The sequence below is a fragment of the Streptomonospora salina genome, assembly GCF_014204715.1.
GTDB lineage: Bacteria > Actinomycetota > Actinomycetes > Streptosporangiales > Streptosporangiaceae > Streptomonospora > Streptomonospora salina.
Map to the genome: position 1 here is coordinate 2,045,771 of NZ_JACHLY010000001.1, position 14,777 is coordinate 2,060,547.

The window sequence follows — 14,777 nt, forward strand, 5'->3', positions numbered from 1 at the left end:
CAATGGGTGTTCTACGGCAGCCGCCCCTTGGGCACGCAGAAGCCCGGCAGCGATCTGGACGCGCTCCTGGTCCTCGACGAGACGAACCAACTACCGCACCGGCGCAGCGCTACGTGGCGCCAGATCCCCGTCACCGTCTACGTCCTGGCCCGTGCCGACCTGTACTCGGACGGAAGCGACCGCGGATACGGCGGCTATTTCGCGCTGAAGCTGTTCGGCCCTTTCGTCACCGACTCCCCGTCCGAGGAACCGGCACTGAGGACGCTGGTCGCCGATTTCCTGGCCCCGCTCGGCCACGCGGTGGCGAAGAGATGGGGGCAGTCGGTGTGGACTGCCGACCAGCTTCTTGCCCACGGCCACCTGGCGTTCCTGGAGCTCTATCCCGATGCGGCCTCGTATCTGGCCCGCCATCACCGCCACCGCAACCTGTTCCTGGGTGTGTGGGCCCATCAGCGCGCCGCATACCTCGCCGCCCTGGAGGCCGGCGGCCACATCCACCGGGCGGGCGAGGGCCTCTGGCGCTATGACGCCGGATCCTCTATCGACGGATTCGCCCGGCAGCGTTCGCGGTGCGCAGCGCGGTTCTGGGCGTGGGGCGCGGTGTTTCACGACGCGGATCCCGGCTTCCCGGATCACTACTTCCACAAGGCCGACGCGGCGGCGACGCGGGGGCAGCAAGACGATGCGTATCGCTTCCTGGAGCGGGTCGTGGCGGAGGGAGTGCTGGCGTGACGCCGGAGATCGAGTGGTGGCACCGGCGGTGCAACCAGGTTACGGAGCGGCGCGAACAGCAGCGTGTCGGCCAGTTCGGGCTGCATCCGGTGGCCTCGCATCCTCCCGGCGATGCGGCCTTACCCGGCGAAGTATGGGCCTGGCAGGCTCATGCTCGAACGGAGCTCGGCGCCGAGGCCACGTCGCCGGTCCGGGTCGGGTTCGCGGGCGACCGCCCCCATGCCGGCCATCTCGGATTGGCGCGGGCGGCCGGTGAACTCGCCGGCCATGCGGGCACGGTTCTGGCGTTCGACGCCTCCGGTGACGGCGACCGGCGGATGGTCGAGGCCTTCCGGGCCGCTGTGGACCACTTCACCGACCGAGCGCCCCACGTCCATGTCGTGGACGAGGCTCCCGAACTGCGCAGCTTCCAACGGCGGGCCGCCCGCGCGCTGCCGTTGGAGCGCCTGCGGCGAATCTACGGGTTCGACGCGAAGACGCCCCTGACGGTGCCGCTCGATGTCGCCGACATGCTCGGCTTCTTCCTCTTCAACCCGGCCGGGAGTGATGCGCCCGGAGTCGCGCTGGTGGATGCGCTCCAAGCGCCGCACTCGGCGGCGCTCCGGCACTGCGCCCGGGCCATCGGTGCGACGCCTCCGGTGCTGCTGTACCGGCGCCTGTTTCCCCACCTGCGCCGCGCCGGCCAGCGCGGGAGCGTGCGCGAACCGTCCTCGGTGATCTTCGTCGACGACAGTGAGGAGACTGTGCGCTCCAAGTTCGCTACGGCGATCACCGGTGGTGGAGCCAGTGTCGCCGAACACCGCGCCTTTGGCGGGGATCCGGTGCGCTGCTCGGCGTTTGCCACCGTGGAACTACTGTGCTCCCCGCAGCGGGCCCGCACCGTCCTGGCGCAGTGCCGGGCCGGCCACGTCACGTGCGCGCAATGCAAGGACCACAACGCCGACGCGGTCGTGGCGGGCCTGAAATCGATCACCGACCGGCTCCCCACGGCCCGCGCAGGGGTCTCTTCCGGAGTAGGGCCCGCGGTGCAGCGCGCCGTCCCGACGCTTTATCGGCCTCCCCCGCGCACGTGCGGCGACCTGGAGGCGGAGATCGCCACGCGCACCCAGGTGACCGCTGAACAGGTCGTGGCGGCCAACGGCTCGACCGAGGTCATGGACTGGCTGTTTCGCCTGCAGGCCCGGCCCGGGGCCCAGGTGGTGGCGACCGAACCGGCGTTCGAGCTCTACCGCGATCTCGCCCAGCGCCACGGGTTCGAGTATGTCCCGGTGTCTTGGGACCCGGCGACGTTCGCCCCCGACCTCGACGCGGTGGAGCAGGCGATCGATGAACGCACCCGGCTGGTGGTCATCGAGCTACCGCATTCGGTGTCCGGGGCCGCCGTTTCCCTCGATGCCGTCATCGAACGGCTGCTCCCCACGCTGCCCGCCGGCGCGCGCCTGCTCCTCGATCTCGCCTACGCCGACTTCACCGTTCCACCGCCCCGCATCGACACCGGCCTCCTCGAGACCCATCCCGAGATCGTCGCCTTCGGCACCCTGTCGAAGGCGCACTGCCTGCTGGGCGCACGCGTGGGCTACGGCCTCACTGCGGCACCGCTGGCCACCCGCCTGCGCGAACAACGTCTGCCTTATGGCCTCGATGCGCTCGCCACGGCCGCGGCACACGCCGCACTCGCCGACGAGCAACAGGTGCAGCGCACCCTCCAGGCCAACCGCACCGCACGGGCGCGCCTGTGCCGGGTTCTCGACGAACACGGCATCGCCTATATCCCCGGCCAGGCGAATTTCCTCCTGATCAATCTCGCGGACCGCTATCGGCCGGTGGTCGATAGACTTCGAGCGCGGAACGCCCGGTATCGGGATGGTCACCGGTGGGATCTTTCCGGGTGGATTCAGGTCCATCTGATCGATATCCCTACCGTCGCCCCGGTCATCGACGCGATCGAATCTGCTGGGCCGGGCCGACCGTGACGCCTGTGTGGACACCACGACCGACCGACACCTGTGCGAAGGACCCCACCGCCATGACAGATCAGCGGATGCTCACCGGCGACCGCCCCACCGGGAAACTGCACCTGGGCCACTACGTCGGCAGCATCGCCAACCGGGTCAAACTGCAGCACCAGTACGAGACCTGGCTCATCCTCGCTGATCTGCACATGCTCACCACCAAGAACGCCCGCAGCGACATCGACGAGATCTCGGGCAACGCCCGCCAGATGGTGCTGGACTCCCTGGCCGCCGGCATCGAACCCGAACGCGCGACGTTCTACCTGCAGTCGGCCATCCCGGAGATCGGCGAACTCAACACGCTCTTCCAGAACCTGATCACCGTCCCGCGGCTGGAGCGCATCCCCAGCCTGAAAGACATGGCCAGCGACGCCTCCAAGGAGGAAATGCCCTACGGGCTGCTCGGCTATCCCGTCCTGCAGGCCGCCGACATCCTCTGCGTCAAGGCCAACGTCGTTCCGGTCGGCAAGGACAACCACGCCCACGTGGAGGTGACCCGGGAGATCGCGCGGCGCTTCAACCACCTCTACGGCGAGACGTTCCCCGTGCCCGAACTCGTCACCAGCGAGGTCTCGACCCTGGTGGGCACCGACGGCCACGCCAAGGCCAGCAAGTCGCTGGGCAACGTCATCTACCTCGCCGACAGCGCCGAGGACGTCCGCAAGAAGGTCGCGGCCATGTACACCGACCCCAACCGGGTCCGGGCCGACGTCCCGGGCACCGTCGAGGGCAACCCGGTGTTCATCTACCACGACACATTCAACGACGACCCGGACCAGGTCGCCGACCTGAAGGAGCGCTACCAGGCGGGCACGGTCGGCGACGTCGAGGTCAAGGACAAGCTCGCCGCAGCCATCAACCGGTTCCTCGACCCGATCCGCGAGCGCCGCGCCGCCTTCGAGGCCCAGCCCGGCCTCGTGGACCAGATCATCGTCGAAGGCACCGAGCGCACCCGCCGCGAAGTCCAACAGGTGGTGTTCGAGGTGCGCAAGGCCATGGGGCTGGCCGGGGCCTACAACCAGCTGCGCCGCAAGGCCGAGCGGGCCCAGAAGAAGGCGGCTGCCGAGTCCTGACGCGACCCTGCCCCATGATCCCCCCGCTTCTCGCCTCTACGGTTGCCATGAGCACGGGGGGTGCGGATCGTGCGCGCAGCGGATCCTCGGGGGCCGCAGTGCACATCCTCGAATGCGCCGACGGCTCGCGGGTGGCGGTGAAGGTCGCCGCGTCCCCGCGGGTCTCGGCCACGGGCCAGGCGGCGGCCCGGGCACAGATCGCCCCGTTCTTCGGCCAGCGCCTGCCCCGCGTCCTGTATGCGGGACGCCACCAGGACACGGACGTGCTGGTCACCGAGTGCCCCTCCCCGCGCACGTTCGCCGACGCGGCGCGCGGCCACGGCCCCGCACCCGACCTGCTGGCGACGTGGGCTCAGATCGTCGACCACCTGGTGGGCGTGTGGCAGCAGTCAGCTCAGCCCGGGTACAAGCCGGACCGCGCGACCCGCAACCATCAGCGCCGGCTCGAGCGCGCGATCGACGGCCTCACCTACGCCTTCGGCGTACTCGAAACCGAGCTGAGCCGCCGCCACCGGTTCATCGTCAACGGCTCAGACCTGGGCACGTGGGAACAGCTGCAACGGCGGCTGGCCGCAATGGCTCCTCCGGACTTTCGTGTCGCCTGCCTGGGCGATCCCCAGCCAGCCAACGTCCTGCTCACACCACAGCTCGACTGGTACCTCATCGACTGGGAATGGTCCGGGCGCCACCACGATTGGCGCATGATGGCCAGCCACCTGCTCGGATGGTGGTTCGTTGAGGATCTCCTCGCCCACGCCCGCGGCACGATCGCCGTCGGAAGCGGCCGCGTCATCCTGGACTATCCGCCACCGGAGTCGGCCGCCATACGGCCGTGGCTCGCCCGTCCCACACGCGCCTTCCACACGATGACCACCTGCCGGACCTTCGACCGCGACCATGCCGCTCTGTTCCTGCATACGGCCATGCTGCTGCTGCGCGAAATCCCCCGTACCGCGGCCAAGAACAGGCAGCTCTTCGCCCCGCTCCTCGGCGAGGCCCTGCACCTGGTCGATGCGGCCGACCACGGAGCACCCCACCCGCTCCTACCCGCCGTCCCCCCGTCCTCTAGGTCCACGTGGTGACCACCTTCGGACTCGCCCTGCCGCACTACGACGCCCTTTTCCCCGACCGCACCATCACCGGTGCCCGGCGCACCCAAGCAGCGCTCGACTACGCCCGCCACACCGAAGAGCGCGGATTCGACCAGATCTGGGTCTCCGACCACCTCGGCCTTGAACTCGATACAGGTCCGCGGCGGCTCTCGCCCGACTGCTGGAGCCTGCTCGCCGCCCTCGCGACAGCCACCGACCGCATCCGCCTGGGCTCACTCGTCACCAACGCGGCCTTGCGACCGAGCGCCCTGCTGGCCCGTCAGGTCGCCACCGTCACCGACATCGCCGGCCCTCGCGTCGACCTGGGCCTCGGGGCCGGATGGAACACCCGTGAGTTCGTCGAAGTGATGCGCTCGATGCCCCCTGTCAATGAACGGCTCCAAGCGGTCGAAGACAGCGCCGACACGGTCCGTCGCCATCTCGGCGCTAACGCTCCTCCGATCTGGGTCGGAGGCAAGCGCCGCGGGATCCTGACGGTCGCCGGGCGCAAAGCCGACGGATGGAACCTCGCCTGGGACCCCACACCGGAGACCTACCACCAGAGATCGTGCATGCTCGCCGACACAGCCAGAGAAGCGGGACGCACCCCTTCCGGGATCCAGCACTCGATCGGACTCACCACGTTCCTCGGAACCGACGAACGCGATCTCCGCCGCCGCTGGAAGCACCTGCAGCGATGGGTCCCGGGCGGCCACCTGGACGATGCCGACTTCGACGTCTGGCGCCAGCGCGGTCTCGTCGGTACTCCAGCCGAAGTCCGCAACCGGATCTCCCGCTGGACTGAACGCGGAGTCAGCCACATCGTCTGCGCCTTCGGTATCCCCTTCGGCATCTGCGGTGACGAGCAATTAGACCTCTTCGCCGAGACCATCAGGTAGATCCGCCGAGCCTGTTGCGACTGCGACCCGACAACAGCGGGAATCCGCGGTCCGCAGGTTTAAGCACTCACCCACCGATCCGGGCTTTGGTCTCGGCGACGCACGAATGCTGGCTCTGACACAGGTCCAGCAAATTTCGCACCGAAGCCCAGGCTCCCGAACAGGCACGTGCACGCGATTTCGGGCATCATGACCCGTATGATCCCTGAGTTTGACGTAGAGATCTTCCACGAGTACGTGCTGACCGACCTCCGCACCTCCCTGACGGCCGAGGATCTCGCCGAAGGCTTCACCGAACATCAAGGCTATGAGTGCACCGCTCTGGCTACCTGGGAAGACGTCAAGATTTGCCTCCATGAGGAGGCACAGGTCCTGGACCAAGCACGTGGGTCGCAGGCCGTGGATGGGCTGGAAGAGGCCATAGACGCGCTCTCTGAGAGCGATGATCTGCAGTATGCCGAGCACTTGCAGGCACTTTGGGGTAACGACGCCGGAGCCGCAAGCCTTGCCTTGGCCCTCAGCGCAGCCCGGACTGCCACTTTCTACTCTTGTTCCGGCAGCCTCGACACGAACCACCACGCCGACCATCCGCAGGTCGGGGTCGTTCCAGACGTGGGTCGAGCCAAGTTGATCGCGGAACTTGCCGAGGGGACGAACTGCGGCATTTGGCAACACGACGGGCGCTGGTACATCTACGCGAAATCGGTTACCGACCTCCACGCCTTGTCGCGGTTGCTCCTGAAAGAACGCGAAGCTTTCGACGCCCTCCCGTCTCCTCCATGGCTCAATGGCCTTCCAGAGCTCCTCGATGCCTCAGTCTGGTAACGCCTTCGCTCGGGACTGTTGCACTCACCTCGCAAGGCACACAGTGTCGTCACGACTCGAACATGTCTTCCGTCACCTCAGCGCCATGACGCAGAGCCCCCGGCCGACGCAGTCACCAGCATCCTCTATCCTTGTGTGCTGTAACGCACCAGAACGCGGGTTCGAACCAGTTCGCGACTTCTACGCCCACAGCCAGCCTTCGGAAAACCGGAGGTTATCAAGGCGTCCTTGCCCTTGCCGGGGTCTTCGTGATCTCCTGGTGCTCGTCGTTCTCACTGGTCTGGAGGTGCGTACTGTGCAGGAGTCGCACTACGGCGTACCCCTTGAACGCAGCGACCAACTGAAGCTCAAGCGCCACCGGAACAGTTGCAGGCCCGAACGCTTCGCTCAGTGGCTTGAGGGGTTCGGCAAGGATCGCCGTTTGGCCATTGATCTCTTTTCCGGAGCAGGCGGACTGAGTCACGGGCTCCGGCAAGCTGGGTGGACCACCGCCGCTGCAGTCGACTGCGACAAGCGGGCCCTGGAGACCCATGCGGCGAACTTCCCTGGCATGAGCCTCCACATGGACCTTGGAGACCCAGAGGAGCGGGACCGTCTCGAAGAGATCCTGGAGCCCGCGCAAGGCAGGATCGACCTTGTGGCCGGCGGTCCTCCCTGCCAACCGTTCAGCCGGGCCGGGCGCAGTAAGATCCGCAGCCTGGTGGATCACCACGGACGTGATCCTCACGACAGGCGCAAGGAACTGTGGGGCGCGTACCTCGACATCGTGAAGCGGATCAAGCCCCGAGCCGTCCTCATGGAGAATGTCCCGGACATGGGTTTGGGCGACGACTTCTTCGTGGTACGCACGATCGAGCAGCAGCTGGAAGAGCTCGGATACGCAACGCAGGTGCGGCTGGTGGACGCTTGGCGCTATGGAGTCCCACAGCATCGGAAGCGGCTGATACTGCTGGCTCGGAACGACGTTGAGCAGTTCAAGTGGCAAGACGAAGCATCCGAGGAGAACCGGACTACGCTGCAGGACGCGATCGGTGACCTGCCGCATCTGAACGTGGTGCCGACCGAACGTGTCGGCGAACGCAGGATGGACTACGACACCCCCTCAGAGGAGCTCTCCGGCTTCGCGAAGGACATGCGCAAGAGGGCCGAGGCCAGCGTCGTCTGGGACCACATGACCCGGCGAGTCCGTGAGGACGACTGGGCCATCTTCGACGACATGGACTCGAAGACCCTGTATTCGGACGTCGATCCGAACCTCCAGCGCTACAGCACCAAGCACTTCACAGACAAGTACAAGAAGCTGGATTGGGGCGACCTCAGCAGGTCGATCACGGCCCACATCGCCAAGGACGGCTACTGGTACATCCACCCGTCCCAGAACCGTACGCTGACCGTGCGCGAGGCCGCGCGCGTGCAGACTTTTCCTGACAGGTTCCGATTCGCGGGAACGCGTAGTGACGCCTTCCGACAGATCGGCAACGCCGTACCGCCTCTCCTCGGTAAGGCTGCAGCCTCCGCGCTGCTTCCCTCTGGAGAGGCAGAGAACGACGGCAACCCAGTGGGGCTTCGGCCACGCTGGAGGAAAGTCCGGCAAGCCTTGACTTCCTGGGCCAAAGAACGCCGACAGGGCGAAGACTGGTATCAACTACCGCACCTGTCTCCTGTGCATGCGGCTGTCGTCGCCGTGCTGGCCGGAACCCGGTTGCGCCGTCACCAGCTCCGGAGGATGGTCGAGGCCGTTCAGGGGAACGCATCCCTGACGAAGCATGCTCTGCAGACTCTTCTCGACGCCGCTCCCACCGCCGCAGCTCGGGCCCGCATCGACCGATTGACCCCGGTCGTGGACAAGCCAAGTGTGTGGCACGACGAGAATCGGGACGAGGTGCCGACGAGGGTCGGTATGAAGCCAGCCGAGGCACGACTCTACCGGCTACTGCTCAACGAAGACCTCCTGTGGGTCGGCCAAGGGGCCATCCGAGTCGCAGCCCGCCTCAACGGCACTGACTCGGATCGCACGAACAGGCTAAGTGACGGCCGTGTGGACTTGGTGAAGCTCGTCGGTGCCGGAGAAGACGCACCTCTCCGTATGGCCGCGCTCCGTTTGGTCGGAAACACCGTGTGTCGGGCGGCTAGGCCGCTCTGCGATGAGTGTCCGCTGAATCAGTACTGCGCTGACAGGCATAGCGTCTCGGAGAAAGACCTGTTCAGCGATGCGGCGGGGGAGTCGAGCGGTCACGACACAATTTCCGCTCAAACTCGGGTTACGGGATCTCACACTGCTCAGCAACGCTGAGTGTCACCCGTTCGACATTGCACTCCCACACACGGAGCGCAATCACCTTCCGGCTTCAGCCGCGTCAGCCGACACTACTGTTCCGGGGTGAACCCCATCGTCAGGGCCTCGCGCCGGATATGGATCGCCTGCGCCGCCTGCTGCTGCGGGATCCCTTGGCCTAGCTCCACACGCCTCCCGACGTGCTGCGCCAACTGTCGCTGCGAAGGCTCCAGATTGTGCGTCTCCTTCGCCCACCGCTCGAGTGCGTACCACTCCTGCGCCGAGATCTGTGCCGCCGCGTCTGCCACTCCCTCGTCCTCCCCCGCCTCGCCTGCAAGCGCTTGCTCGTCCAACGGGTGCTTGCGCAGTTCCTCCTCCAGCTCCCTGGACACGGTCCAGGGGAGTCGGGCGACCGCGTCCCAACATGCAGGCTTCTTCGCCCACTCTCCTACGTGGTTACCCTCACGTGGCGTGACCACCACGTTCATGACGTGCGGGCACAAGTCGTCGATCGCGGCTTCGAGTGCCGGCGAGATCCGCTGCTCACGCCAGATCCTATCCAGATCGATCCGCCTGTCCGTCGCGAGTGAAAGGCGGGCTGTCGTGTAGGTAGTGATCATGCTCTTATAGCTGCCTGCCAGATGCGCTGCAGCTATGCGATCGACGGACTTAAACAGGATGGCCATGGCGATCACCCGTTGGCAATACCGGACGTCCACAAGCGGAGGCGTCAACTCGATCCTGCTCATGAACACGGCGAAGTTCTTCTGTGCCCCCCGGCTGACGTGGAACGGCAACTGGTGCCAGGACTGGACGAACTTCGCGAGGTCAGCCTTCGTGAACTTCTGCCTTGTGGGGTTGACCTTCTTGAAGGCGCGCTGTCTCGCTGGGGTGCGTGCTTTGGCCACCTCGTCCGTGTACTGACCGCGTGCCCGCTCGTAGAACCAGTGCGTTTCCTGGCCGCTGCCGTCCGTCACCGGAGTCCACAGGGAACGTGTGATCCGTTGGACAGCCACGTGGTACTCGTGGTTTGAGCTGAAGTCGACCAGGGTCACGCGGTTCTGGGTGTTGGAGTACTCGGAGATCCTCGGCACGATGTCCGCAAGCCGTTCGGGCGATACCTCCGTGAGCTTCATCTGTACGGTGACCTGCGACAGGTCCACCTTGTCACGGGTCGATGCATAATGCAGCGACGCCGTCGTCTGGCCGCCGTTCACGATCTGGATCCCGTGGACGCGAGAGATACCGGTGCGCTCACCACCCGGCCCGTACACGAAGTCGACCTTGGAGGCGGTGGTCGTGAGGCCGTTGTTGTATGCCAGAAACCGTCCGGGCGCGTTCAATAGTGTTTCCCTGATCCCCCTATTCACCGCGCCACGGGCTTGGAGGAACGAACGGACGTTGAGCTCTAGGAGACGAGGGCCGTACTCGCCATACAGCTGGGCCAGTCTTTGGCCGGGGATAGCAGCGAGAGCGACCGAATGATCAGGCTCGTCGCTGGGAACCGAGACGCAGGGCAGCGGAGGGTCGAAGGAAACCACGATGGGTTCACTGATGCTGCCGGACGTAGCGTGACGGTGCAGGCGTGCAAGATCCCAAACCTCATGGGTCACCGGGAGACCGTCGAACTCGGTGGCGGGTATGAGAGCGCCGGTGCTGACGCGGTTGCTGAGGAGGAAGAGCCGGATTCGCTGGACCTCGGTGAGTGTCTTCTCCACTGCCGCGCACATGTCGTACACGTCGAATGCCTGGTCGATGTTGTGGCGCAGGCCATCACGGCAACGCCGTACGAACGTCAGTAGCCGACGGAAAGCTTTCTCGGTATCCGCCTTCGTGAGCTTCGAGTCCATCGGGTCCAGGACGAACTCAGTAACGAACAGATCGAGGCACTCACCGGACTCTCCGAGACCGTACCCGTGAACGAGGTGCCCGTGTGCCATGTGATAGGCGCTGAAGGTGTTTGAGGCAACTCCTGCCTCCTCCAAGTCCTCGAAGACGCGGCGAGTGAACGCCTCAGCCGTCGTGGTGCCCTCGGCGTCGGCTGTGGCCTCCGCTTCTGCCGCGACGTCGCGGGCGTAGGCAGACAGACCGAGTTCAGTCACGGGAGCCTCCGATCAGTTCGGTCACCTCGTCTGTCGAGGCCTGGTAGCCGTCAAGACCCGAGGTGCTCACGTGGTACGCGCAGTCGCCGACGCCCTTGCGGAGGTCCGCTTCAACGATCCGCGGAAAGTCCCCCCGTACGTGCCAGAACTTCAAGTCCCGGAGGGTGTATCTGGGCTCTTGGTAAAGGTCACGCCGGCTGGGCAGATATCCGGCCTGTATAAGACGCCCTTCAAGCCAGGCACGGACGGCTGGGCTGGTGATGGCGTCTCGGACACCGTCCACGATCCGGTTCAGGCTCTCCCCGGATCCGCCGCGCCGCTCGTCGACAAGCGCCAACGCCAGCATGAGTGCAGGCGTACCTGTGTCGTCCAATTGCCGTTCGCCGGCAATGCGGACACTTTGGGGACGCTTCGCCGTGCTCGTCTTCACCTCGACCGCCCCTCCGCGCGTCTGGAAGTCCTGGTGTGCGCCGCTCGGCCCCGTCCACGCCTCGACGGCGTCGGCTTCGGCAAGGACAGGCAGAAAGTGCGTCCGGAGCACGAGAAGCTCACCCACCAGCCCTCGGCGGCTGTCCGGACTCAGACCCTCACGGCTGACGGCGCGCAGGAGTTCCTGCCAGCGCTCGAACCTGTCCACAGCTGCGGTCAGGGCTTCCGCAGCACCCGACGACTCGCGAACTGTCTCAGCCACATCGGTCACGAGCGGATTGAACACCTCACGCAGGTCGTTCGCGGTGAGTACCACTTGCAGTTCGTACTCGAGCCGACTCACAGCACTCAGGTTCATCTCCAGACCAGCAGCACGGGGCAGCTTCCCCACGGCGCGGACGATGTGGTCCGCGGAGCGGGCGTCGGACCTGAGGACGAGCATGCGCTGGTGTCCGGGATGGGAGACAGTGAGAAAGACATCCAGAGGCGCGTCCGGGTGCAGGCGCAACCGCGACCACCCGCCGGTTGTCTGAGGCGCCTCCAACTCGGTCCAGTCTCCCTCCGTGACGGTCACTCCGCATCCTCTCCGTCGTCAAAGCCCTCCTGTTTCCAGATGCTGTTGACCACATATTCCGTATCGGACTGGTGCTCAGAACAAGGGAAGCTCACCTTGAAGCCCACAAGCGGATGATCTTGCGAGCCATCAGCAGCCGACTTCCGCTCCACGAGGTAAATCAGCAGCAACGCCTGATCCGGCCGGCGTTCCATCCGCAGAAGCGGTCCGGAGGGTGACTGGGGTACCTTCTCCTTCTTATTCCGTTCCGCGGCCAAACGCGTCTTCTCGAGCGCTGACTTAACCTGGCCCTTCTCAAGATCGAGATATTCGTCTGGCGGGCTCAAGAGGCGCCGGATGGTGTAGCGACCCTCAGTCTCGAAACCCGGATTAATAGGCGCACGCGTTACGGGCCCGACCAAATGGCCGCCCACATCCTGAAGCTCCGTCGCAGCGGCCTTGCCGACTACGCAGACAGTCCACTGTGGAAGCTCGCCCACGGCGACACATTGTTCGATGTACTTCGCGATGAACTTGGGATGGACCGTCTGCGCCTGGGGGTCGGTACCGTAGTCGGACAGGAATTCCACAATGGTGCCTGAGGGCACGCCCTTCCACAGCAGGTTCGTACCCGGCTGCTTCTGCTCGGCCACCGCCAACCCGTCCATCCTTCTGGCGAAGTCCCCGAGGGTCTTGAGGTTGCGCCCGACTGTCCTCTGCGCGCTGTCGAAAAGCACGGTCTCCGGCCCCTCACCGGAGTAGCTGAGCATGACCTTCGTGCCCTGCCGCATCTTGTTTGCGGCGGTGATCGCCAGACCCAGGGAAGAGGCGCGCACTTTCAGGCCGAAGTCCCTCGGTGAGAGGTTCAGGGCGGCCATCTCCTCCACCTCTCGGCGGAGTTCGTCCGTGGCGGCAGTTACCTCGACGTACTTGGCCTGAAGGTCAGGTGTTGTGTAGAGACGGCACAGGTCCTCATAGCCAGCGCGGTAGCCGAACCACCGGCCCATCTGTAGCAGCGTGTCGTACGTGGTGGACGTACGCAGGTAGTAGCTGACCGTCAGCCCTTCCAGCGTGAGCCCACGTGAAAGCTTCTGCCCACCGATGGCGATGACAGATAGACCCGTACGGCGGTGCTCGTAGTAGTCGAGGGCGTCGCGCGACGCACCGTTCACCGTCTTGACCACGATCCGCCGCAATGCTGGCAAGAGATGCTCAGACACCTCATCCCATGTGACTGCCTGGGTCTCGTCCACGGGAAAGTGACTGGACGTGGACACGAAGTCCCGCTCCCACAGTGTCCGGAACTCCGTCATCCGCCGTGGCCCCTCCCCATACCGGTCACGCAGGGAGTCGATGAGGAGACGTACATAGCCGTCGACTTGGTCGCTAACTACCCCTTGCACTGACGTATAGCGGGTGACGTGCACCAGCATGGAGTTGTGTACCTTCATCTCCCCCCGAGCCCGTCGGGCAGCGCTAGCGAGAGCGAATGAGGCTATCGCCTCGCGGAGTGACGCCGGGATTTCGTCCGAGGGCATGTATGAGGACTTGTGCTTGTTCGGAATCCAGCTCTCCGCATCCTCCACCGAACGTACGAGAGGAAGCGGGGGGATGTCGTCCTCGTCTTCGTTTTCGGACGTAAGTCCGAAAACCCGCTCTGGGCCGAGGTAATTGGAGGGTGGCGAAAGCGTGCGGATGAAGCTGTCGGGAAAGAGGTCGGCACCGAAATCGGCGTGGTCAGTGTCGGGATCAATGTATATGTTGGCGAACGGAGTCGCCGTGTATCCGACGTACGCCGACTTTTCGAAGCTCATCATGAGGTCTCGGATCGCGCCGTTGGTCCGAGTCGGGTCAGCGTCTGGCTCTCGCTTGGTGTTGATGGAGGCGTTGTCGGCCTCGTCGTCGATAACAAACAGAGGGATGTCGCGTACGACTTGTCGGCCAGCCTCATCCTCCGTACCTTGAACCTCCGTTACCCACGTGCGGAGATACTGCAAGATTTTCCAGTGCTTCTTCACAACAAGAACGACCGGGAAGCGGCCGAGTGGGAAGTTGACGGCGTTGGCTGCCTGTCGGCCGAAGTCACCCTTTTCGGAACTGTTGGTTGGGGACGCGATGTCCAGCCACTTGGCTCCGGGCATCCGGCCCGCGCCCATTCGCCGCGAATTTCCGTCCTGTTTGGACCGCTGCTGGTGCTGAGTGTCGAAGCCCAGAAGCCCCTCGTCCACACGTAGCTGTGTTTGGCTGCGTAGGTCGTTGTGGATGCCGGCGAGAACGACCACCAACTGGTAGCCGGCGTCTACGGCCTTGGCAGCCAACCCTATGTAGTGGCCGGTCTTACCTGACTGGACCTGCCCGACCACGAGGCCCGTCCTACGCCACGCTCCCCCGCGGCGGGGATCCTCAAGCTGTTCCAGGACCTCGTCAGTACTCTGGTCAAGTCGGCGCACGACGACCGGCGGAAGACCGCGCAGGTCCTCCAGGTACCTCCGATAGCGCTCCCAGAAGTCCCAGTCCCGGTCGTTCTTGGCCTCGGGAAGCCATGGCCAGTGGTCAGCTTCCTTGTCCACCAGACCAGAAGAACCCTCCTGGAACACGGCGGTGAGGGCCTCGATCTCTTTAACAAGCCTCTCGCGATCGAGAACCTCGCCCTGGCCGGCAAGCATGCCGAAGATGGCGTTGACCGCGTTCTGTACATCGTCCGGGGACGGCTGCTGGTCCGGAGGGAACATGGCAAGGACGAGACGCTTAGCACGGGCGAGTGTCTCTTCGGGGTGAGAACTCAA

The 14,777-nt window shown here is 65.2% G+C and carries 10 protein-coding genes; 7 read left to right on the forward strand and 3 right to left on the reverse strand.

Annotated elements, in window-relative coordinates:
* The first annotated feature begins 6 nt into the window (after window positions 1-6).
* The 7 genes from HNR25_RS25325 to dcm all read left to right on the forward strand — a co-directional run bounded on the left by HNR25_RS25325 (window position 7) and on the right by dcm (window position 8,925).
* The gene (locus HNR25_RS25325; RefSeq protein WP_312862432.1) at window positions 7-732 is read left to right on the forward strand and encodes a nucleotidyltransferase family protein; all 726 of its coding nucleotides are present in this window, start codon (window positions 7-9) and stop codon (window positions 730-732) included.
* Entirely contained in the window at window positions 729-2,705 is a 1,977-nt protein-coding gene (locus HNR25_RS09210) for an aminotransferase class I/II-fold pyridoxal phosphate-dependent enzyme (protein ID WP_184634241.1), read from the forward strand. The genes HNR25_RS25325 and HNR25_RS09210 overlap by 4 nt, the downstream gene beginning before the upstream one ends.
* Before the next feature lie 53 nt (window positions 2,706-2,758).
* Window positions 2,759-3,817: a tryptophan--tRNA ligase gene (gene trpS, locus HNR25_RS09215; protein WP_184634242.1), complete on the forward strand. Its 1,059-nt coding sequence runs from the start codon at window positions 2,759-2,761 to the stop codon at window positions 3,815-3,817.
* A gap of 47 nt (window positions 3,818-3,864) precedes the next feature.
* The gene (locus tag HNR25_RS09220; RefSeq protein ID WP_184634243.1) at window positions 3,865-4,899 is read left to right on the forward strand and encodes a phosphotransferase family protein; all 1,035 of its coding nucleotides are present in this window, start codon (window positions 3,865-3,867) and stop codon (window positions 4,897-4,899) included.
* Window positions 4,896-5,807 carry an LLM class flavin-dependent oxidoreductase gene (locus HNR25_RS09225; protein ID WP_184634244.1) on the forward strand — a complete coding sequence of 304 codons (912 nt, stop codon included), beginning with the start codon at window positions 4,896-4,898 and terminating at the stop codon, window positions 5,805-5,807. The genes HNR25_RS09220 and HNR25_RS09225 overlap by 4 nt, the downstream gene beginning before the upstream one ends.
* Window positions 5,808-6,005: 198 nt before the next feature.
* Window positions 6,006-6,632 (forward strand): hypothetical protein, encoded by a 627-nt coding sequence (locus HNR25_RS09230; RefSeq protein WP_184634245.1) that lies wholly within the window; start codon window positions 6,006-6,008, stop codon window positions 6,630-6,632.
* A gap of 295 nt (window positions 6,633-6,927) precedes the next feature.
* Entirely contained in the window at window positions 6,928-8,925 is a 1,998-nt protein-coding gene (gene dcm, locus HNR25_RS09235; RefSeq protein WP_184639052.1) for a DNA (cytosine-5-)-methyltransferase, read from the forward strand.
* 74 nt (window positions 8,926-8,999) lie between these two features.
* Here the strand turns inward: dcm and HNR25_RS09240 are convergent, their stop codons facing one another.
* From HNR25_RS09240 to HNR25_RS09250, 3 genes are read right to left on the reverse strand one after another with little or no spacing between them, the layout of a single operon-like run.
* Window positions 9,000-11,009: an AIPR family protein gene (locus HNR25_RS09240; RefSeq protein ID WP_184634246.1), complete on the reverse strand. Its 2,010-nt coding sequence runs from the start codon at window positions 11,007-11,009 to the stop codon at window positions 9,000-9,002.
* Entirely contained in the window at window positions 11,002-12,012 is a 1,011-nt protein-coding gene (locus HNR25_RS09245; RefSeq protein ID WP_184634247.1) for a PD-(D/E)XK motif protein, read from the reverse strand. Before HNR25_RS09245 ends, HNR25_RS09240 begins: the two co-directional genes overlap by 8 nt.
* Window positions 12,009-14,723, reverse strand: a complete 2,715-nt coding sequence (locus HNR25_RS09250) for a Z1 domain-containing protein (RefSeq protein ID WP_221457471.1) — start codon at window positions 14,721-14,723, stop codon at window positions 12,009-12,011. Before HNR25_RS09250 ends, HNR25_RS09245 begins: the two co-directional genes overlap by 4 nt.
* Window positions 14,724-14,777 lie beyond the last annotated feature (54 nt).

Excerpts from the sequence above, each read along its gene's own strand:
- HNR25_RS09250 (WP_221457471.1), bottom strand. The coding sequence starts at position 14,723 with ATGTTCCCTCCGGACCAGCAGCCGTCCCCGGACGATGTACAGAACGCG.
- HNR25_RS09230 (WP_184634245.1), top strand. The coding sequence starts at position 6,006 with ATGATCCCTGAGTTTGACGTAGAGATCTTCCACGAGTACGTGCTGACC.
- trpS (WP_184634242.1), top strand. The coding sequence starts at position 2,759 with ATGACAGATCAGCGGATGCTCACCGGCGACCGCCCCACCGGGAAACTG.
- HNR25_RS09220 (WP_184634243.1), top strand. The coding sequence starts at position 3,865 with ATGAGCACGGGGGGTGCGGATCGTGCGCGCAGCGGATCCTCGGGGGCC.